Below are 19,646 nucleotides of genomic sequence, written 5' to 3'. Positions count from 1 at the left end.
TGACACTTTTCCCCTGCGGCCACGTGCCCTGGAGCTTTTCATGGTTGATCACTCACCACCGCCGCTTCCGCCTCTGAGTACCGCCAACCTGCTCGCCAGGCTCGCATGTATCGGTGCTGTGGTAGCGGTTGTCGCTGGTGCCTTTGCCTACGTCAACGGTACGCTCGACCCGCAGCGCCTGCGCCCAAAAACCCTGGTCAATGCCCTGGAAACCAATAACGGTGTGCACCCGGGATTTCGGCGTAACCATGCCAAGGGCGTGTGCGTAGCCGGCTACTTCGAGAGCAGCCCCGAGGCGCGTACGTACTCCAGCGCTCAGTTGTTCAGCGTGGCGAAAACCCCGGTGATCGGGCGGTTTGCCTTGCCCAGCGGCAACCCTTATGCACCGGACAGCAGCGTGCCGATCCGCAGTTTTGCCGTGCAATTCAGCCAGGCCAATGGTCAGCAGTGGCGCACCGGGATGAACAGCATGCCGGTGTTCCCGGTGGGCACGCCCGAGGCGTTCTACCAATTGCTCAAGGCCGGCGCGCCGGACCCCGCCACCGGCAAGCCGAACCCGTCGAGCATGCCGGCGTTTTTTGCCGCACACCCGGAGACCGCAGCGTTCCTGGCGTGGGTTAAAACCGCCAAGCCATCGGCCAGTTACGCGACCGAAACCTACAACGGCATCAACGCGTTTTACCTGGTGAGCGCCGACGGCAAGCGCCAGGCCGTGCGCTGGGCCGTGGTGCCGCAGAGCCGCGACGCCGCCGGAGATACTGCGCCCGAGGGCGGCGACTTCCTGGAAAAAGACCTGGTGCAGCGCCTGGCTGCCGGGCCGCTAAAGTGGCAATTGAACATGATGCTGGCCAACCCCGGCGACCCGCTGGATGACGCCAGCAAGACCTGGGCCGGTGAACACAAAGTGCTCAATGCCGGCACCCTGGTGTTGCAGAGCAGCCAGCCACAAGCCGACGGCGATTGCCGCGATATCAACTTCGACCCGCTGATTCTGCCCAGCGGTATCGAGGCCTCCAATGACCCGCTGCTGGCTGCACGTTCAGCCGCCTATGCCAGTTCCTACCTGCGGCGTGCCGGTGAAGTCGGCCCGTTGCACAGTGCCTCCCAGGAGTCGAAGCCATGAATGTTCAACCAAGGTTTTTCGCCCCGTTGGCGCGTTTGCTGCACTGGCTGATGGCGCTCATGATCATCGCCATGCTGTTTATTGGCGCGGGGCTGGCGGCGTCGGTTTCCGAGCGCCACGAGTGGTTGATTCACCTGCACAAGCCGCTGGGGATCGCCATTCTGGCGCTGGTCATCGTGCGGCTGGTGGTGCGTTTTTCCACGCGCCAACCGCCGCTGCCGGCGGACTTGCCGCTGTGGCAAGTGTTGGCGGCCAAGGCGTCTCACGTGGTTTTGTACGGGTTGATGCTGGTGTTGCCGTTGCTGGGCTGGGCAATGATTTCGGCCGCCGGCGACCCGGTGATGCTCAGCAGTTCCGTGCAACTGCCGGCATTGGTCTCGGCGAATGCGCCGTTGTTTGCGCTATTGCGCAAGGCCCACGGTTATCTCGCCTACCTGTTGTTCCTGACGGTGCTGGTGCATCTGGCGGCCGCGCTGTTTCACGGGTTGATCCGCCGTGACGGCGTGCTGCAAAGCATGACCGGCACCAAACACTGACCGAGCGTTAACGCACGTGGCCGATGATATCGGCCACGCTGCTCAACACATCCTTGCCCAGCTGCTTGGAGCGATCGCCGGACCAACCGGTTCTCGGGTTGGGTGCGTCGTCATTGTCCTTGAAGGGCATCTCCAGGGTCAGTGACAGGCAGTCGTATTTCTCACCCACCGCATTGCAGGCCAGGGTCATATTGGCTTCGCCGGGTAGGTCGCGGGTGTAGCCGTGGGTGGTCTGAAAGTCACGGGTCAGGTGGCTCAGGTGGCTACGGAAACGGTTCTCCAAGGCTTCGATACGCGGGCTGTAGCCCGGATTGCCTTCGCAGCCGGCGGTGAAGACGTAAGGGATTTCTTCGTCGCCATGGATATCGAGGAACAGGTCGACGCCATGCTTTTCCATCTGCTGTTGCACGAACAGCACTTCCGGGCTGAATTCCTGGCTGGCGCTCTGCCAGGCGCGGTTGAGGTCCTGGCCCATGGCGTTGGTACGCAGGTGACCATGGAACGCGCCATCGGGGTTCATGTTCGGCACCAGGTACAGGTCGGCCACCGCCAGCAGCTTTTTCAGCTCGGCGTCACCGTCCTGTTGCAGGCGTTCGATGACGCCTTCCATGAACCATTCGGCCATGTGTTCGCCGGGATGTTGCTGGGCGATGATCCAGACCTTGCGGCGACCTTCGCCGCCTTTGCCACGGCGCAGCAGTTGGATATCGCGCCCCTCGACACTCTTGCCGGTGGCCAATAGTTTGACGCCGGCGTACTTCAGGGCCTGCTCGATCAACCAGTCGTGGCGTTCGCGGCTATAAGGTTCGAAGTAGGCGAACCACGCGTGTTTTTCCCGGGTCTGGAGGCTGATATGCAGGATTTCGCCGTCAAAGCGCGACGGCACGCGGAACCAATTGACATGGTCATAAGACGCTACGGCGTTATAGCCGCTCCATGCATGCTTGTAAGACGAGCGGCCCGCGTTGCTCAGGCGAAACGTGTGGGTGTGGCCCACGTGCATGCCCTCGGCCTTGAAGTGGAACCACTGGTAGTGCTGGCTACGAGTGTCGGGCTTGATGGCCAGCAATAGCTGGTAGGCATCGCTGGCATCCAGGACCTGGATATTGCCGCTGTCGAAAGCAGTGCTGATCTTGATGGAGGTCAAGGCCACGGTCATAGTCTGGTTGCCTGAATATGAGGATGTGGCGGCTATCTTACACAGGCGGTGGGTACATTCTGGAAGCAAAATTGTTGCACGGGGGGAGGGGGCGTCATCCGTGACGCGGCCGCAGCTTAGGGTTTATGAGATTGATTCTCAAGCGCTAAATCGCAAAGATCCGGGCTAGAGCGGTGCTGCGCCTTTCTTTTCGCGATGGGCTTTTGCTACCATGCGCGCCATCAAGCAGCACACAGTCTTCATTAGCCTGAAGCCACGCCAGGAAAAACTGGCAAAAAAAAGACCCGGCCAAAGAGCCGGGTCAAAAACCGTGATTAGCCTGATGAGGAGATATTCCAAGAGTCCGACCTAAGGTCTCTTGGTCTATCGACTGATCTCGCGATCAGCTGGGTCCAATAATAATCATTATCATTTGCAAGTCAAATGTTTTTATCCGCTCGATAGAAATTTTTTCGTGCACGTCCTTTAAATGTTCGCCTGCGCCTCAGTCGCTCGCAACGACCGCTCCACCATCGCTTTCGCCATATCGATCAAGTAAACCACCGAAAACGCCAGGTCGCGATGATTGCCTTGATGGCTGCTCGCCGATTCGTAGGCCGTTGCCGCAGCACTGCGCAGCAGGTCCGAGGCATGCACCAGCGCTTCTTCCTGGCTGATGCCTGGCTTGATGGTGAAAAAGGCCTCGTCCACGTCTCGCGCAGACATATCTTCTTTCAAGTAATAGTCCAGCGCGCGCTGGGCGGCGCCGCTGCAGCGCATGTCATGCAGGTCAGTGTGTTCGGGTGTTTCAGGCAGATGATACGGGCTCGTCGTCATAAGAGGCGGTACTCCGGGTGGGTGTCGAAAACCTTATGTCGATGATAGTACGTATCGTATTTATGTCGTTTTATGGATTACTACAAACTGTTTATTGCCCTGGAAAATACGCAACGTATTGTCAGCGCCATGGATAACTGGATAGCGTTGGTACGAGCCAACATGAAAGACCGCAAGGTCACGCAGGATGAACTGGCGGAGCGCCTGGGCATGTCCCAGGGCGGCGTGGGCCACTGGCTCAACAAGCGCCGCGTGCCGAGCCTGGCGGACATGAACCGGGTACTGGCGGAACTGGGGCTGGGCTATCTGGAGGTCGCGCTGGAGATTCGCGAGAGGGCGGACACCAAGGCGGCACTGGAGCATCACCACAACCCGTACTTTCGCTACCCGGTCAGCGATTGGAACGGCGTGTGCGAGCTGCGTGAAGCACGCGCCAGCTATGGGCCGGCACGTTTCGAATTGACGGATTACCATGCCCACGGCGACGCCTTCTGGCTGCCGGTGGTCGGCGACGCCATGATCGCGCCCAGTGGCCTGAGTATCAGCGCAGGCATGCTGATCCTGGTCGACCCGGCCATCGAGGCCGAGGCCGGTAAACTGGTGGTTGCACAATGGCTCGACAATCCCCAGGCGACTTTTCGCCAGTTGCAGGCAGACAGCGGCCAGCTTTACCTGGCGCCGCTCAATCCCACCTATCCCAAGCTGCTGTTCACCGACGAGTGCCGCATCCTTGGCGTCGTCGTGCAAGCCACGGCGAAGTTCTAGTCCGCCGTTTCCAGCTCCACCAGCGCACTGCCTTCGGCGACCATCTCGCCCTCCTGGCAAAACAGCGCTTTGATCACACCCGCCTCAGGTGCGCGGATGCTGTGTTCCATCTTCATCGCTTCCAGTACCACCAGTTGCGTGCCGGCTTCGACGCGTTGACCGACATCTACCAGCACGCGCACGATGCTGCCGTTCATGGGCGCGGTGAGGCCGCCTTGAGGGGAGTGGCTGGCCTCGGCCGCCGCAATCGGGTCGAACAGGCTGACCGCCTGCATCTCGCCGTCCCAGCGCAGATACACCGTGCCTTCATCGCGATCGCGCACGGCCAGGTGGGAGCGGCGCACGCCCTGGTGTTCGATCACCAGTTGCTCGCCTGTGAGCTGCGACGATTGCCCGGCCAGTGTGACCAGCCGATCCTGCCCATTACAGCTCAGATGCAGTGAGACCTGCGCCGGCAACCCCGCACGAAAGCCCCGCGTGTCTGCCCACGGCCCGTCACCGGCCGGCAGGCTCTGCATAAAGGTCGAACCCGCTGCCTGCCAGAACTCATCGTCCAGCGCCCCGGCCACCGGCAGCAGCTCTTGCTGATAGCGCGGAATGAATCCGGTATCCAGCTCAGCCGCGGCAAAGGCCGGGTGACCAATGATGCGCCGCAGAAAGCCCAGGTTGGTCTTGAGCCCGCCTACCGCACATTCGTCGAGCATGCTCAGCAAGCGCAGTCGCGCCTGCTCACGGTCTTGGCCCCAGGCAATCAACTTGCCGAGCATCGGGTCGTAGAAGGGCGAGACGCTGTCGCCTTGCTCGACGCCGCTGTCCACGCGCCGACCCGGACCTGGGGCAGGCTCGCGGTACACCGCCAATCGTCCGGTTGCAGGCAGGAAGTCATTGGCCGGGTCTTCGGCATACAGCCGCACCTCGATCGCATGCCCCATCAGCGGTACCTGCGCTTGAGTGATCGGCAGCACCTCGCCCTGGGCCACGCGAATCTGCCAGGCCACCAGGTCCAGGCCAGTAATCGCCTCGGTGACCGGGTGCTCCACTTGCAGTCGGGTGTTCATCTCCATGAAGAAAAACTCGCCGCGCGCATCCAGCAGAAATTCCACCGTCCCCGCGCCCACATAGCCAATCGCCTGCGCCGCGCGCACCGCCGCTTCGCCCATGGCCTTGCGCTGTTCGCTGCCGAGCCCCGGCGCGGGGGCTTCTTCCACGACCTTTTGATGGCGCCGCTGGATCGAGCAATCGCGCTCATTGAGGTACAGGCAGTTGCCGTGTTGATCGGCAAACACCTGGATTTCCACATGGCGCGGTTGCAGCAGGTATTTCTCCACCAGCATCTGCCCGTTGCCGAATGACGACAGGGCCTCGCGCTGGGCCGAGGCGAGGGCTTGCGCCAACTGGCTGACATCCTCGACCACTTTCATCCCCTTGCCACCACCGCCAGCCGTGGCCTTGAGCAGCACGGGGTAACCGATGCGCGCACAGGCCTCGCGGAAGGTCTCCAGGTCCTGGGCCTCGCCGTGATAGCCCGGCACCAGCGGCACGCCGGCGGTTTCCATCAGCGCCTTGGCCGCCGACTTGCTGCCCATGGCGTCGATCGCCGAGGCAGGCGGGCCGAGGAAGATCAAGCCCGCTGCCTCGATGGCCCGAGCGAACCCGGCGTTTTCCGAGAGGAAGCCGTAGCCCGGATGAATTGCCTGGGCGCCACTGGCGTGGGCGGCGGCGATCAGTTTGTCGATCTGCAGGTAACTGTCAGTGGCCTTGCTGCCGCCCAGGTCGACGCGAATGTCCGCTTCGCGGCTGTGCCGGGCGTCACGGTCGATTGCGCTGTGCACGGCCACGGTGGTCAGCCCCATCGCCTTGGCGGTGCGCATAACCCGGCAAGCGATTTCGCCCCGGTTGGCGACCAGCACGGTAGTGAGTGTGCTCATGGGCGCGGCTCCCGGGATTGCCAGCTCGGCGTGCGTTTTTGCAGAAAGGCGCGCAAGCCTTCCTGGCCCTCGGCGCTTACCCGAATACGCGCAATGGCGTTTTCACAGTAGCGGCGCAGCGCCGGGGTGAGGGCGCCGTTGCCCACCTCACGCAACAAGTCTTTGCTGGCGCGCATCGCCGCCGGGCTGTTTTGCAGCAGGTTGGCGACCCACTCATCCACCCGCTGGTCCAACGTGTCGGCCGGGTAGCTTTCCGCCAACAGGCCGATGTCGCGCGCGCGCTGGCCGCCAAACCGCTCGGCCGTCAAGGCATAGCGGCGGGCCGCACGTTCACCGATGGCCTGCACCATGAACGGGCTGATCACCGCTGGCGCCAGGCCGATACGCACTTCCGACAGACAGAACTGCGCGTCATCGGCGCCAATCGCCATGTCGCAGCAGCTGATCAAACCCAGCGCGCCGCCGTAGGCCGCGCCCTGCACCACCGCCAGCGTAGGGATTTTAAGCTTGGCCAGGTTGTACATCAGCTCGGCCAGCTCACGGGCGTCGTCCAGGTTGGTGTGATAATCCAGCTCGGCCGACTGCTGCATCCAGGCCAGGTCGGCGCCGGCGCTGAAGTGTTTGCCGCGCCCGCGCAGGACCAGAAAGCGCAGGGCCGGGTCGGCCTGTACCTGGTCGAGGGCGATGATCAGTTCGCGGATCATCTGGGCATTGAACGCGTTGTTCTTGGCTTCACGACTGAGCCACAGCGTGGCAAAGCCACGGCTGTCGGTGATCAGTTCGAGGGTGTTGAAATCGCTCATGCAAGAAGCTCCATGAAAATGAGAGGCCTCCTGTAGGAGCGAGCTTGCTCGCGAAGGTCGTCAACGATAACGCGGGTATCCAGGATGCACGCGTTGACTGGACGTTTTTCGCGAGCGAGCTCGCTCCTACAGGTTACATGCGGAACACGCCGAAGCGGCTCGGCTCGATAGGGGCATTCAGCGCGGCGGACAGCGCCAGGGCCAGCACGTCGCGGGTTTGCCGCGGATCGATGACGCCGTCATCCCACAAGCGTGCGCTGGAATAGTAGGGGTGGCCCTGGGTTTCATACTGGTCGAGGATCGGCTGCTTGATCGCCGCTTCATCGCTGGCACTGAATGCCACGCCTGCGCGCTCTGCCTGCTCGCGCTTGACCTGCACCAGCACGCCCGCCGCCTGTTCGGCGCCCATCACGCCGATGCGTGCGTTGGGCCACATCCACAGGAAACGCGGGTCATAGGCACGACCGCACATGCCGTAGTTACCGGCGCCGAAACTGCCGCCGATAATCACCGTGAACTTCGGCACCTTGGCGCAGGCCACCGCCGTGACCAACTTGGCGCCATGCTTGGCGATACCGCCGGCTTCGTACTTCTGGCCGACCATGAAGCCGGTGATGTTCTGCAGGAACAGCAGTGGAATCCCGCGCTGGCAGGCCAGCTCGATAAAGTGCGCGCCTTTTTGCGCGGCTTCGGCGAACAGGATCCCGTTGTTGGCCAGGATCGCCACCGGATAGCCGTGCAGGTGCGCAAAGCCACAGACCAGGGTGGCGCCGAACAGCGCCTTGAACTCATCGAATACCGAACCGTCCACCAGCCGGGCGATCACTTCGCGCACGTCGAACGGCTGCTTGGCATCGGCCGGGATCACGCCGTAAAGCTCTTCGCTGCTGTACAGCGGCGCCACTGGCGGACGTTGGCGCAACTCACCCAGTTTGCGCCAATTGAGGTTGGCCACGCTGCGACGGGCCAGGGCGAGGGCGTGTTCATCGTTGTCGGCATAGTGGTCGGCCACGCCGGAAATCCTGCAGTGCACATCGGCACCGCCGAGGTCTTCGGCACTGACCACTTCGCCGGTGGCGGCCTTCACCAGCGGCGGGCCGGCGAGGAAGATAGTCGCTTGCTGGCGCACCATGATCGCTTCGTCGGCCATGGCCGGCACATACGCGCCACCGGCCGTGCACGAGCCCATCACCACGGCAATCTGCGGAATGCCCTGGGCGCTCATATTGGCCTGGTTGAAGAAGATCCGCCCGAAGTGCTCGCGGTCCGGGAACACTTCGTCCTGGCGCGGCAGGTTGGCTCCGCCGGAGTCCACCAGGTAAATGCACGGCAGGCGGTTCTGCTCGGCGATGGTCTGGGCGCGCAAGTGTTTTTTGACGGTCAGCGGGTAATAGGAGCCGCCTTTGACGGTGGCATCATTGGCGACGATCATGCATTCGACGCCTTCCACGCGGCCGATGCCGGCAATCACACCGGCGGCCGGCACGTCTTCGCCATACACCTGATGGGCGGCCAACTGGCTCAATTCGAGGAACGGCGAGCCGGGGTCGAGCAAGCGATCGATGCGCTCGCGCGGCAGCAGCTTGCCGCGTGAGGTGTGGCGTTCCTGAGCCTTGGCGCCGCCGCCTTGTTGTACCTGGGCGAGCAGGTTGTGCAGCGCGTCGACCTGTTGGCGCATCGCCGCGCTGTTGGCGATAAATTCCGCCGAGCGTGGGTTGAGCTGGGTGTGTAGAAGCATGGGCTACTCCGTAGCAGCTTTAAGTTTCGAGCTACAAGCTACAAGTTAGAAGCAAGAGCACCGTCCTCTTGCCACTTGAAGCTTGTCACTTGCCGCTGACGAAATTTATTTCGTCTCGTTAAACAGTTCGCGACCGATCAACATCCGTCGAATTTCACTGGTGCCGGCGCCGATTTCGTACAGCTTGGCGTCCCGCAGCAGGCGCCCAGCGGGGAATTCATTGATGTAGCCGTTGCCGCCCAGGATCTGGATCGCATCGAGGGCCATTTGCGTGGCGCGCTCGGCGCTGTAGAGGATCACCCCGGCCGCATCCTTGCGTGTGGTCTCGCCGCGCTCGCAGGCCTGGGCCACCGCGTAGAGGTAGGCGCGGCTGGCGTTGAGCTGGGTGTACATATCGGCGACCTTGCCCTGGATCAGCTGGAATTCGCCGATGCTCTGGCCGAACTGCTTGCGGTCGTGGATGTAGGGCACGATCAGGTCCATGCAGGCCTGCATGATGCCGGTGGGGCCGCCGGAGAGCACCACGCGCTCGTAATCGAGGCCGCTCATCAGCACTTTGACGCCGCCGTTGAGCACACCGAGGATATTTTCCTGGGGGACGTGCACGTCATCGAAAAACAGCTCGCAGGTGTTGGAGCCGCGCATGCCCAGCTTGTCGAACTTGTTGCTGCGGCTGAAGCCGTTCCAGTCACGCTCGACGATGAACGCGGTGATGCCGTGGGCACCCTTTTCCAGGTCGGTCTTGGCGTAGATCACGTAGGTGTGGGCATCGGGCCCGTTGGTGATCCAGGTCTTGCTGCCGTTGAGCACGTAAGCGTCACCCTGCTTGTCGGCGCGCAGTTTCATCGAGACGACGTCGGAGCCGGCATTCGGCTCGCTCATGGCCAGCGCGCCGATGTGCTCGCCGCTGATCAGCTTGGGCAGGTACTTTAGTTTTTGTTCGTGGCTGCCGTTGCGGTTGATCTGGTTGACGCACAGGTTGGAGTGAGCGCCATACGACAACGCCACCGAGGCCGAGCCACGGCTGATTTCTTCCATGCTTACCACGTGCGCCAGGTAACCCAGGCCGGCACCGCCGTACTCTTCCGGCACGGTGATGCCCAGCAGGCCCATATCGCCGAACTTGCGCCACAGGTCGGCGGGGAACAGGTTGTCGATGTCGATCTGGGCAGCGCGGGGAGCAATTTCCTTGGCCACGAAGGCCTGCACCTGGTCGCGCAGCATGTCGATGGTCTCACCGAGGGCGAAGTTCAGGGACGGGTAACTCATGGACAGGCACCTTAATGTGAGCTTTTGTTGTTGTGTCGGCGAGGCGCGGAGGAGGGCGCTCACCTTTACGTTAACGTAAGCTTGCGTTGAGGCGCTGTCAATCGTAGTTTACGTTTACGTTAACCTACAAAAAAGACAACAGGGGCCGTTATGGATCAAGCGAACCTGAGCTACAGCCGTGGCTCCCAGGACAAGACCTTGCTGGCCGAGACCATTGGGCAGGCCTTTGATCGGACTGTCGCGCGTTATCCCGAAGGTGAAGCGCTGGTGGTGCATCATCAGGATTGCCGCTACACCTGGCAGCAACTGGCCGAGGCGGTGGAGGTGCATGCCCGGGCGTTCATGGCCATGGGCATGCAAGTCGGCGACCGCCTGGGTATCTGGGCGCCCAACTGCGCCGAATGGCTGATCTGCCAGGTGGCAAGCGCAAAGCTCGGGGTGATCCTGGTCAATATCAACCCGGCCTATCGCAGCAGTGAATTGGAATATGTGCTCAAGCAATCCGGCTGCGCGTGGCTGGTGTGCGCCGGTTCGTTCAAGACCTCCGATTACCACGCCATGCTGCAAGCGCTCCAGCCCGACCTGCGCGCCATCGTCAGTCTCGACCCCGACCCGCCCGCAGGATTCCTGCCTTGGTCACACCTGTCGGCGTTGGCGGCGCAGGTTGCACCTGAACAACTGCACGCTCGCCAAGCCGGTCTGCACGCCGACCAACCGGTCAATATCCAGTACACCTCCGGCACCACCGGTTTCCCCAAGGGCGCCACCCTCAGTCACCTCAACATTCTCAATAACGGCTACATGGTTGGCCAAAGCCTTGTTCTTACGGCGCACGACCGCCTGGTGATCCCGGTGCCGCTTTACCATTGCTTCGGCATGGTGATGGGTAACCTCGGCTGCATCACCCACGGCACCACCATGATCTACCCCAATGACGGCTTCGACCCACTGCTCACGCTAACCGCCGTCGCCGAAGAACGCGCCACGGGCTTGTATGGCGTGCCGACCATGTTCATTGCGCTGCTCGATCACCCGCGCCTTGGCGAATTCGACTTATCCAGCCTGCGTACCGGAATCATGGCCGGGTCGACCTGCCCGATCGAGGTGATGCGACGCGTCATTGGCCAGTTGCACATGAGTGAAGTGCAGATCGCCTATGGCATGACCGAAACCAGCCCGGTGTCGTTGCAGACCGGCGCGGATGACGACCTGGAACGCCGCGTGACCACCGTGGGCCGTACCCAGCCGCAGCTGGAAAACAAGATCATCGACACTGACGGCCACACGGTGCCACGCGGTGAGACAGGCGAACTGTGCACGCGCGGCTACAGCGTGATGCTCGGCTACTGGAACAACCCCGAGGGCACCCGCAATGCTATCGACGCGAAGGGCTGGATGCACACCGGTGACCTGGCGACCATGGACGAGCATGGCTATGTGTGCATAGCCGGGCGCAACAAGGACATGATCATCCGCGGTGGCGAGAACGTGTATCCACGCGAGCTTGAGGAGTTTTTCTTCACCCATCCGGCAGTGGCCGATGTGCAGGTCATCGGCATTCCCGATGAGCGCTATGGTGAAGAAATCGTCGCCTGGATCAAACTCCACCCAGGCCATGTGGCGAGCGAACTGGAACTGCAGACCTGGTGCAAGGGTCGCATTGCGCACTTCAAGACGCCCCGGCACTTCAAGTTCGTAGACGCGTTTCCAATGACGGTGACGGGCAAGATCCAGAAATTCCGCATGCGCGAAATCTCGGTTGAAGAGCTCCAGGCGCGCTAGATCGTTCCCACCCTCTGCGTGGGAATGCAGCCCCTGACGCTCTGCGTCACCTTAGCGTAGTAGCCGAAATGTGCAGCGGCTGGCGCGACGCGGAGCGTCACAGGAAGCGTTCCCACGCAGAGCGTGGGAACGATCAGCCAGAAAGCACAAAGGGGACCCGAAGGTCCCCTTTAATTTGTCGTTGCGTGCTCTTTTTTTATTATTGAGGGGCGGTCTATTGTTGTTTTTTGGCAACCGTTACCCTTTACTGCTGTTTTGGCGACCCCCATCCGGGGTCAAGAGCAAACGTATTTTTTTGAACGCTGATCCGCTTCTTCGTAAACGATCCAACCAGTGGGTAGCTACCTGAGGTAGTTTTATTTTTCTCTGACCGGTTGCGGGTTTCGGCATGCCGTACCCTGCGAAGCACATCTTCTCCAAAAAAATCTGTTAGCTGCGTCTCTGCCGTGTTGTTTTTGTTATGTCAGAGTCGTTTCGTCTTATTTTTATTAGGTTTGGCGCTTTTTATTTTTGTTATGCAGTAGAGATAGCAGAAGCCGTGCCAACTTTTTAAATTCCTTTAAAATCAAGTAGTTGATTTTTTAGCACGTCATATCTTTCAAAAAACGCGACGGATTCTGTTCCCTCGTTACCCGCTGTGTCGGCGTGCGGTAACACATTGTCACATCCGTGCTACTCAACCGGCGTTACGCGCCTTCGCCACCCGTGAGCCGCTCGCCCGTCCCAGCACCCGGCTGATGTGTTGGCCGGCGTCAATCAAGCGTTCCAGGTCGATACCCGTGTCGATCCCCAGCCCATTGAGCAGGTACACCACATCCTCGGTGGCGACGTTACCGCTCGCGCCCTTGGCATAAGGGCAGCCGCCAAGGCCCGCGATAGAGCTGTCGAATACCTGGATACCTTCCAGCAGGCTGGCGTAGATATTGGCGATCGCCTGGCCGTAGGTGTCATGGAAATGCCCTGCGAGCTTGTCGCGCGGCACCTGTGCACCGACCACCTCGAACAGCCGCCGTGTCGCGCCGGCTGTGCCGGTGCCGATGGTGTCGCCCAGGGACACTTCATAGCAGCCCATGGCATACAGTTCGCGGGCGACCGCCGCGACCTGCTGCGCGGCGATTTCGCCTTCATACGGGCAACCCAACACACACGACACATACCCGCGCACGCTGACCCCATGCTGCCGGGCCGCCGCCATGATCGGTGCAAACCGCTCCAGGCTCTCGCTGATGGAGCAGTTGATATTGCGTTGGGAAAACGCTTCGGACGCCGCCGCAAATACCGCGACTTCCTTGACCCCGGCCGCCAGCGCATCTTCAAAGCCGCGCAGGTTCGGCGCCAGCGCACCGTAGGTCACGCCAGGCTTGCGCTGGATCTGCGCGAACACCTCGGCGGAGCCGGCCATCTGCGGCACCCATTTGGGCGACACGAAACTGCCGACCTCGATATAGCTCAAGCCAGCGCCGCTCAAGGCGTCCACTAACCGCACCTTGTCGGACACGCTGATCGGTTGGGCTTCGTTCTGCAAACCGTCGCGCGGGCCGACTTCCACCAGGCGTACGTGTGAGGGGAGGGACATGACGGTTACCTTCTGATCAATGGCCGGCCTGGCTCATGGTCGTTGCCAGGGCCTGGGTGCAGCGCTCTTCGGCGGTGTCCAGTTCCAGCTTCATCTGTTCGATATCCAGCAACTGTTGCTCGAGCTGCTCGCGGCGTTCAGCGATTTTTGCCAGCATGCTGTTGAGTTGGATATGGTTGCCGCTGGTGGGGTCATAGAGTTCGATCAGCTCACGGCATTCGGCCAGGGAGAAACCGATGCGCTTGCCGCGCAGAATCAGCTTGAGGCTGACCTTGTCCCGCGCCGAGTAGATACGTTCCTGGCCTCGACGCTCCGGGGCCAGCAGGCCTTGTTCCTCATAGAAGCGAATGGCGCGGGTGGTGATATCGAGCTCGCGGGCTAGGTCGGAGATGCTGTAGGTGGTGCTCATGGCGGTGCTCAGGAAGGTCTTGACGCTAAGCTAATGTCAGGTTGACGTGAACGTCAAGGGCCTGCTGCGCAGGCCATCGGGGGCAAGCCCCCTCCCACAAGGGAACTCGGCTACCTCAGGCCTGTTGTTTATCCAGCTTTTTCTCGTGGGCCGTTACCTGCTGGCACAACTCGATCATCTGCTCGCGCATCCAGCGGTTGGCCGGGTCCTGGTCGGTGCTTTCGTGCCAGTACAGGTGGGTTTCCACCGCTGGCACATCATTGACCGGCAGGTTGAACCAGTGCAGTTCATGGCGGCGGGCGAAGCGTTCGGGCACGGTCATGACCATGTCGGTCTGCTGCAATACCTGCGACGCCATCAGGTAGTGCTGGGAGCGCAGGGCGATCTTGCGCTGGATGCCCATCTTGCCCAGGGCCAGGTCGACATGGCCCAGCCCGTTGCGGCGGCTGGAAATATGGATATGGGTCAGGGACAGGTAGTCATCCAGGCTGAATTTGTCCTTGCCTGCCATCGGGTGGCCCTTGCGCATGGCGCATACGTAGCGGTCTTCCATCAACTTGACGTGGCGCACCTGCGGGTCGGTGTTGAGCGGCGCATCCACGGCAAAGTCCAAGCGCCCGGCGGCCAGCTCCTTGGTGGTTTCGCGGCGTTTGGACAAAAAACTCTCGATGACCACCGTCGGCGCCAGGCGACGCAGGCGCTGGAACAGCGCTGGCAGAATGACCGCTTCGGTCAGGTCGGTCATGCTGATGCGGTAGGTCTTGGCCGCCTGTTGCGGATTGAAAATCCGGCTCTCCTGCACTGAAACCCGCAGCAACGACAACGCATTGCGCACCGGGCCGATGATGTTCTGTGCCATCGGCGTGGGCACCATGCCCTGGGCGGTGCGCACGAACAGCGGGTCGTTGAAGGTCTCGCGCAGGCGTGCCAGCGCATTGGACACCGCCGGCTGGGTGATGCCTACAATCTGCCCGGCGCGGGTCAGGTTGGCTTCGGTATAGATCGCGTCGAAGACGATAAAGAGGTTGAGGTCGACCTTGCTCAGATTCATGTCGTTGCACTCTTATTGTTAGGTATTCATACGCCGATCATATATCGGTGATGAATGTTAATACACGCCGAGAATAGGCTAGGTAAATTATCAGCGCTGTTCTAGCATCGATTGCATGACCTAAACAACCTCTCAGAGAAGGGAGCTGCTCATGGATTTCGCCTATTCGCCCAAGGTTCAGGAACTGCGTGAACGCGTCAGCGCATTCATGGACGCTTACGTCTACCCGGCCGAGCCGGTGTTCGAACGCCAGGTCAGCGAAGGCGACCGCTGGCAGCCCACCGCGATCATGGAAGAACTCAAGGCCCGGGCGAAAGCCGAAGGGTTGTGGAACCTGTTCCTGCCGGAATCCGAGCTGGGCGCCGGCCTGAGCAACCTCGAATATGCACCGCTGGCCGAAATCATGGGCCGCTCGCTGTTGGGTCCGGAACCGTTCAACTGCTCCGCCCCCGACACCGGCAACATGGAAGTGCTGGTGCGCTACGCCAATGAAGAGCAGAAACAACGCTGGCTTGAACCGCTGCTGCGCGGTGAGATTCGTTCCGCCTTCGCCATGACCGAACCGGACGTGGCCTCCTCGGACGCCACCAACATGGCCGCCCGCGCCGAACGCCAGGGCGATGAATGGGTGATCAACGGCAAGAAATGGTGGACCTCCGGCGCCTGCGACCCGCGCTGCAAGATCCTGATCTTCATGGGCCTGAGCAACCCGGATGCGCCACGCCACCAACAGCATTCGATGATTCTGGTGCCGGTGGACACTCCCGGCGTAAAAATCCTGCGCCCGCTGCCGGTATTCGGCTACGACGACGCGCCCCACGGCCACGCCGAAGTGCTGTTCGACAACGTGCGCGTGCCTTACGAAAATGTGCTGTTGGGTGAAGGCCGTGGGTTCGAGATTGCCCAGGGCCGCCTTGGCCCTGGGCGTATCCACCACTGCATGCGCTCCATCGGCATGGCTGAGCGCGCGTTGGAATTGATGTGCAAGCGCTCGGTCAGCCGCAGCGCGTTCGGCAAGCCGCTGGCGCGCCTGGGGGGCAATATCGACAAGATCGCCGACTCGCGCATGGAGATTGATATGGCGCGGCTGCTGACCTTGAAAGCGGCGTACATGATGGACACCGTGGGGAATAAAGTCGCCAAAAGCGAAATCGCCCAGATCAAGGTGGTCGCGCCGAACGTGGCGCTGAAGGTGATCGACCGTGCGATCCAGATTCACGGCGGTGCCGGCGTTTCCAACGACTTTCCGCTGGCCTATATGTACGCCATGCAACGCACCCTGCGCCTGGCCGACGGCCCGGACGAAGTGCACCGTGCGGCGATCGGCAAGTTCGAGATTGGCAAGTATGTGCCCAAGGAGCTGATGCGGGGCGGGCAGTAGCACCGCGTCGCCTGCCATCGGGAGCAAGCCCCCTCCCACACTGACCGTGTTCCAACAGGAGAATGCGGTCAAATGTGGGAGGGGGCTTGCCCCCGATGAGGCCAGTTCAGCCACTGAAAATCCTGCAGCCCTCAGTACACCCAAACCTCCACCCGCCGATTCTTGATCCGCCCCTCATCCTCAGTATTTGCCGCCACCGGCATCTGCGCGCCAAACCCGCGAATATCGCGCAGCACCACGCCGCTTTTCACCAGTTCCCTGCGCACCGCCATGGCCCGCAACTTGGACAGCAAGGCCGCCCGCTGCGGATCATTCTTGGCATCGCCAAAGCCCACCAGCGTCACCTGTTTGTGCAGTTTGCCGTGGCTTTGCAGATACGCCACCACCCGCTGCACGTCCTGGCGCGCCTTGTTGTCCAGGCTGGCGCTGCCTTCCTCGAAACGAAAATTCACCGTCAAGCGCTGGGCGTTGCGCGCAATCGCCTGATACGCCTCGGGCATCGAGGCGCGTGGGGCTACGCCAATCGCCTGCACGTGCTGGGCGACAAAGCCGTTGGCCGCCACGATCGCCTGGCCCTGATCGCTTTGAGCAAAGTCCACCAAGGCCTTGGCCCAGGGATTACGCGTCGCCGGCGGCAAATAAAAGTACAGCCGCCGTGACAGCGGGTAATCCTCGGTGGCGATCAGGCTGTTCAGCGCCGGCATCGGTTGCGAGTCGCCATCGACAATCGCCACGGTCTTGGCTTGGCGTACGTAGGGCAGGCCGATAAAACCGATGCCTTGGGGGTCTTGGCTGACCGCATCGGACAGCGCTTCGCTGGACTCGAAACGCTGGGCTGACGCGGCCAGCGGTTTGCCGCGTCGGTTCAGCACCAGCTCCTTGAAGGTGTCATAGGTGCCGGACTGATCGTCCCGCGCGTACAGGTGAATAGCTGCGCCACTGCCGCCGAGCGTTTCCCAGGTGCGGATCTCGCCATTGAAAATCTGCGCCAGTTGCTCGGTGTTGAGGCCGTTCAGCGGGTTGCGTGGATTAAGGATGATCGCCAGGCCATCAATGGCAATCACGTGTTCGGCGGCGGGGCTTTTCAGGTCGCCGAGGGGGGCGAGGTCTAGCCGTTCGCTGTCCTTGATCGGGCGGGACGAGGCGGCCAAGTCGGCGCTGTGGTTTTTCAGCGCGGCAAACCCGGTGCTGGAACCATGGGCGGCGACGTCGACCCTCACGGTCTTGCCCTCACGGGTCTTGCCGGTCACACGCTGTTCATTGGCGCGTTCGGCGGGTTCGCTGTGCACGCCTTGCAAACCCTGCTGCTCCATCAAGCCGCTGACCAATGCCGGGACCAAACCCGCGCCAATGGTGTTGGAGCCCTGGATACGCAATGCCGGGCCTTGATCAGGCAGGGGCAGCGGGGCGGACACCGCGAAGAAAGGGAAAAGGGCCAGCAGTAACAGAGCGCGCAGCATCATGCCGACACCTTCGTCAGCCAAAGGGAGTGCCGGGAGATTAAGTCAGGGGGATTACAGCAATGTGACTGACACGCCATGGGTCAAAATGTGGGAGGGGGCTTGCTCCCGATCGCGGTGTATCAGCTACAGATCAGCTGACTGACACACTGCTATCGGGAGCAAGCCCCCTCCCACATTTGATCTTCACCCGTCTTGATATCAGCTCAGCTCCAACCAGATCGGCGCATGGTCCGACGGTTTTTCCAACGCGCGCAAATCGTAATCCACTCCCGCGTCCTTGAGCCGAGGCACCAGGCCGGTGGACGCCATGATCACGTCGATGCGCAGCCCACGCTTGGGCTCATCCTCAAAGCCACGGCTGCGGTAATCGAACCAGCTGAAGCGGTCGGTCACCTCAGGGTTCAAGTGCCGGAAGCTGTCCACCAGGCCCCAGTTTTTCAGGCGGGCCATCCATTCGCGCTCTTCCGGCAGGAAGCTGCACTTGCCGGTTTTCAGCCAGCGTTTGGCATTGTCGGCGCCGATGCCGATGTCGCAGTCCTGCGGGGAAATATTCACGTCGCCCATCACCACCAGTGCCTGGTCATTGCTGAACTGGCTTTCCAACAGCTGTTGCAGGTCTTCATAGAAGCGCTGCTTGGCCGGGAATTTGGTGGGGTGGTCGCGGCTTTCGCCTTGGGGGAAGTAGCCGTTCATGACAGTGACCGGGTGGCCGTTCTCGTCGGCGAAGGTGCCCCAGATGAAACGGCGCTGGGCGTCTTCTTCATCGCTGGCAAAGCCTTTGTGCAGGCTCAACGCCTCTTTGCGCGAGAGCAGGGCCACGCCGTAATGGCCTTTCTGGCCATGGTAATAAACGTGATAGCCCAGCGCCTGGACTTCGGCCAACGGGAACTGGTCATCGTGGACCTTGGTTTCCTGCAGGCCGATGACATCCGGTTGATGCTTTTCAATCAGCGCCGCCAGCTGATGAGGGCGGGCACGCAGCCCGTTGATATTGAAGGAGACGATTTTCATGGTCGGCAGTCCAGTCTGGCAAAAGGGCGATGCTAGCCGACAAGTCGGACGGGGGCCAGCGTGGCGGTAGGGCGCATGCGCTGCTAATGTCTGGGAACGACTGGCGCTGCGCAGGTTCGTACCCATAAGAACGCCACCTCTTTGAGTGGCGTCCAGGAGATTGACTGTTATGCCTGACACTTCGACGGCCGCTGCCGAAATTCGTGTGCTCAATAGCGGCTATTCCCGCGAAGCGCGTTCCCTGCTGTACCAGGCCTACCGTCACGAACCGACCTTCGCCTACATCTTCGAAGCCGAGCGCTCCGGTTATGAACAGCGGGTGCGCGCCACCGTGCGCGAGCTGGTCAAGCAGCATTTCTTCCAGAAGCTTCCGGCCATTGGCCTGTTCGTCGACGACCGTCTGGTCGGCGTTGCCCTGATCGCCCCGCCGCAACGGCGCCTGGGCATCACCGAGAGCTGGGCCTGGCAAATCCGCATGTGGCTGAGCACCGGGGTACGCGGCACGCGGCGTTACCTTGAATACCATCAGGCCGTCATGGCGTGCCTGCCCAGCGAGTCGGTGCATGTGTTGCCATTGCTGGGCATTCACCCGCAGTTGCAGGGCCACCACTACGGCGAACAATTGCTGGAGGCGGTCCACAACTGGTGCGCCGAAGACCCGCACTCATCGGGCGTGGTGCTCGACACGGGCAATTCCCGTTACCTGGATTTCTACAAGCGCCAGGGCTATGAAGAAATCGGTGAAATTGCCGTAGGGCCTGTGCTGGAACATGTGTTTTTCCATCCCAACCCCCAGACGTTACATGCTGCAACGGCTTGAGACAGAATTATTCAGA

17 protein-coding genes are annotated in these 19,646 nt (G+C 61.5%); 6 read left to right on the top strand and 11 right to left on the bottom strand.

What is annotated here, in order from left to right:
• Positions 1–40 precede the first annotated feature (40 nt).
• Positions 41–1,123, top strand: coding sequence for a catalase family peroxidase (locus tag C4J90_RS16285; RefSeq protein ID WP_124363361.1), 1,083 nt, complete (start codon positions 41–43; stop codon positions 1,121–1,123).
• A complete protein-coding gene (locus C4J90_RS16280) occupies positions 1,120–1,659 on the top strand; it encodes a cytochrome b (RefSeq protein ID WP_124371126.1) in 540 nt (179 codons plus the stop codon). Before C4J90_RS16285 ends, C4J90_RS16280 begins: the two co-directional genes overlap by 4 nt.
• Positions 1,660–1,666: 7 nt before the next feature.
• Here the strand turns inward: C4J90_RS16280 and C4J90_RS16275 are convergent, their stop codons facing one another.
• Complete coding sequence (locus tag C4J90_RS16275; protein ID WP_124363359.1) at positions 1,667–2,818, bottom strand: M14-type cytosolic carboxypeptidase; 1,152 nt, start codon at positions 2,816–2,818, stop codon at positions 1,667–1,669.
• Between the two features lie 465 nt (positions 2,819–3,283).
• Positions 3,284–3,634 carry a DUF6124 family protein gene (locus C4J90_RS16270; RefSeq protein ID WP_124363358.1) on the bottom strand — a complete coding sequence of 117 codons (351 nt, stop codon included), beginning with the start codon at positions 3,632–3,634 and terminating at the stop codon, positions 3,284–3,286.
• Positions 3,635–3,763: 129 nt separating this feature from the next.
• On the opposite strand from C4J90_RS16270, the gene C4J90_RS16265 reads away from it, so the two are divergent.
• Positions 3,764–4,399 (top strand): LexA family transcriptional regulator, encoded by a 636-nt coding sequence (locus tag C4J90_RS16265; RefSeq protein ID WP_124421226.1) that lies wholly within the window; start codon positions 3,764–3,766, stop codon positions 4,397–4,399.
• Here the strand turns inward: C4J90_RS16265 and C4J90_RS16260 are convergent.
• The 4 genes from C4J90_RS16260 to C4J90_RS16245 form a co-directional block, all read right to left on the bottom strand.
• Positions 4,396–6,327 (bottom strand): acetyl/propionyl/methylcrotonyl-CoA carboxylase subunit alpha, encoded by a 1,932-nt coding sequence (locus C4J90_RS16260; protein WP_124420323.1) that lies wholly within the window; start codon positions 6,325–6,327, stop codon positions 4,396–4,398. The genes C4J90_RS16265 and C4J90_RS16260 overlap by 4 nt on opposite strands.
• Entirely contained in the window at positions 6,324–7,130 is an 807-nt protein-coding gene (locus C4J90_RS16255; protein WP_124420322.1) for a gamma-carboxygeranoyl-CoA hydratase, read from the bottom strand. The genes C4J90_RS16260 and C4J90_RS16255 overlap by 4 nt, the downstream gene beginning before the upstream one ends.
• A 133-nt stretch (positions 7,131–7,263) precedes the next feature.
• Complete coding sequence (locus C4J90_RS16250; protein ID WP_124420321.1) at positions 7,264–8,868, bottom strand: carboxyl transferase domain-containing protein; 1,605 nt, start codon at positions 8,866–8,868, stop codon at positions 7,264–7,266.
• 105 nt (positions 8,869–8,973) lie between these two features.
• Entirely contained in the window at positions 8,974–10,137 is a 1,164-nt protein-coding gene (locus C4J90_RS16245) for an isovaleryl-CoA dehydrogenase (RefSeq protein ID WP_124420320.1), read from the bottom strand.
• Between the two features lie 150 nt (positions 10,138–10,287).
• On the opposite strand from C4J90_RS16245, the gene C4J90_RS16240 reads away from it, so the two are divergent.
• Positions 10,288–11,919: an AMP-binding protein gene (locus C4J90_RS16240; protein ID WP_124420319.1), complete on the top strand. Its 1,632-nt coding sequence runs from the start codon at positions 10,288–10,290 to the stop codon at positions 11,917–11,919.
• 676 nt (positions 11,920–12,595) lie between these two features.
• Here the strand turns inward: C4J90_RS16240 and C4J90_RS16235 are convergent.
• The 3 genes from C4J90_RS16235 to C4J90_RS16225 all read right to left on the bottom strand — a co-directional run bounded on the left by C4J90_RS16235 (position 12,596) and on the right by C4J90_RS16225 (position 14,955).
• Positions 12,596–13,495: a hydroxymethylglutaryl-CoA lyase gene (locus C4J90_RS16235; RefSeq protein WP_124420318.1), complete on the bottom strand. Its 900-nt coding sequence runs from the start codon at positions 13,493–13,495 to the stop codon at positions 12,596–12,598.
• Between the two features lie 16 nt (positions 13,496–13,511).
• Positions 13,512–13,904 carry a MerR family DNA-binding transcriptional regulator gene (locus C4J90_RS16230; RefSeq protein ID WP_124363351.1) on the bottom strand — a complete coding sequence of 131 codons (393 nt, stop codon included), beginning with the start codon at positions 13,902–13,904 and terminating at the stop codon, positions 13,512–13,514.
• A gap of 115 nt (positions 13,905–14,019) precedes the next feature.
• A complete protein-coding gene (locus C4J90_RS16225; RefSeq protein WP_124404584.1) occupies positions 14,020–14,955 on the bottom strand; it encodes a LysR family transcriptional regulator in 936 nt (311 codons plus the stop codon).
• A gap of 151 nt (positions 14,956–15,106) precedes the next feature.
• On the opposite strand from C4J90_RS16225, the gene C4J90_RS16220 reads away from it, so the two are divergent.
• Positions 15,107–16,336, top strand: coding sequence for an acyl-CoA dehydrogenase (locus C4J90_RS16220; RefSeq protein ID WP_124363349.1), 1,230 nt, complete (start codon positions 15,107–15,109; stop codon positions 16,334–16,336).
• 131 nt (positions 16,337–16,467) lie between these two features.
• Here C4J90_RS16220 and C4J90_RS16215 read toward each other — a convergent pair whose 3' ends face one another.
• Both C4J90_RS16215 and xthA read right to left on the bottom strand, forming a co-directional pair.
• Positions 16,468–17,799, bottom strand: a complete 1,332-nt coding sequence (locus C4J90_RS16215) for a substrate-binding domain-containing protein (RefSeq protein WP_124420317.1) — start codon at positions 17,797–17,799, stop codon at positions 16,468–16,470.
• A gap of 198 nt (positions 17,800–17,997) precedes the next feature.
• Positions 17,998–18,810 carry an exodeoxyribonuclease III gene (gene xthA / locus C4J90_RS16210; protein WP_124363347.1) on the bottom strand — a complete coding sequence of 271 codons (813 nt, stop codon included), beginning with the start codon at positions 18,808–18,810 and terminating at the stop codon, positions 17,998–18,000.
• 169 nt (positions 18,811–18,979) lie between these two features.
• Between xthA and C4J90_RS16205 the strand changes: the two genes are divergently transcribed.
• Positions 18,980–19,630: an N-acetyltransferase gene (locus tag C4J90_RS16205; protein WP_124420316.1), complete on the top strand. Its 651-nt coding sequence runs from the start codon at positions 18,980–18,982 to the stop codon at positions 19,628–19,630.
• The last annotated feature ends 16 nt before the right edge of the window (positions 19,631–19,646 follow it).

It is taken from the genome of Pseudomonas sp. R2-60-08W (assembly GCF_003852335.1).
In the GTDB taxonomy this organism is placed as follows: domain Bacteria; phylum Pseudomonadota; class Gammaproteobacteria; order Pseudomonadales; family Pseudomonadaceae; genus Aquipseudomonas.
Note: the sequence above shows the minus strand (reverse complement) of the source record. Positions and strands in the feature narration are given on the sequence as shown.

Excerpts from the sequence above, each read along its gene's own strand:
- C4J90_RS16285 (WP_124363361.1), top strand. The coding sequence starts at position 41 with ATGGTTGATCACTCACCACCGCCGCTTCCGCCTCTGAGTACCGCCAAC.
- C4J90_RS16280 (WP_124371126.1), top strand. The coding sequence starts at position 1,120 with ATGAATGTTCAACCAAGGTTTTTCGCCCCGTTGGCGCGTTTGCTGCAC.
- C4J90_RS16275 (WP_124363359.1), bottom strand. The coding sequence starts at position 2,818 with ATGACCGTGGCCTTGACCTCCATCAAGATCAGCACTGCTTTCGACAGC.
- C4J90_RS16270 (WP_124363358.1), bottom strand. The coding sequence starts at position 3,634 with ATGACGACGAGCCCGTATCATCTGCCTGAAACACCCGAACACACTGAC.
- C4J90_RS16265 (WP_124421226.1), top strand. The coding sequence starts at position 3,764 with ATGGATAACTGGATAGCGTTGGTACGAGCCAACATGAAAGACCGCAAG.
- C4J90_RS16260 (WP_124420323.1), bottom strand. The coding sequence starts at position 6,327 with ATGAGCACACTCACTACCGTGCTGGTCGCCAACCGGGGCGAAATCGCT.
- C4J90_RS16255 (WP_124420322.1), bottom strand. The coding sequence starts at position 7,130 with ATGAGCGATTTCAACACCCTCGAACTGATCACCGACAGCCGTGGCTTT.
- C4J90_RS16250 (WP_124420321.1), bottom strand. The coding sequence starts at position 8,868 with ATGCTTCTACACACCCAGCTCAACCCACGCTCGGCGGAATTTATCGCC.
- C4J90_RS16245 (WP_124420320.1), bottom strand. The coding sequence starts at position 10,137 with ATGAGTTACCCGTCCCTGAACTTCGCCCTCGGTGAGACCATCGACATG.
- C4J90_RS16240 (WP_124420319.1), top strand. The coding sequence starts at position 10,288 with ATGGATCAAGCGAACCTGAGCTACAGCCGTGGCTCCCAGGACAAGACC.
- C4J90_RS16235 (WP_124420318.1), bottom strand. The coding sequence starts at position 13,495 with ATGTCCCTCCCCTCACACGTACGCCTGGTGGAAGTCGGCCCGCGCGAC.
- C4J90_RS16230 (WP_124363351.1), bottom strand. The coding sequence starts at position 13,904 with ATGAGCACCACCTACAGCATCTCCGACCTAGCCCGCGAGCTCGATATC.
- C4J90_RS16225 (WP_124404584.1), bottom strand. The coding sequence starts at position 14,955 with ATGAATCTGAGCAAGGTCGACCTCAACCTCTTTATCGTCTTCGACGCG.
- C4J90_RS16220 (WP_124363349.1), top strand. The coding sequence starts at position 15,107 with ATGGATTTCGCCTATTCGCCCAAGGTTCAGGAACTGCGTGAACGCGTC.
- C4J90_RS16215 (WP_124420317.1), bottom strand. The coding sequence starts at position 17,799 with ATGATGCTGCGCGCTCTGTTACTGCTGGCCCTTTTCCCTTTCTTCGCG.
- xthA (WP_124363347.1), bottom strand. The coding sequence starts at position 18,810 with ATGAAAATCGTCTCCTTCAATATCAACGGGCTGCGTGCCCGCCCTCAT.
- C4J90_RS16205 (WP_124420316.1), top strand. The coding sequence starts at position 18,980 with ATGCCTGACACTTCGACGGCCGCTGCCGAAATTCGTGTGCTCAATAGC.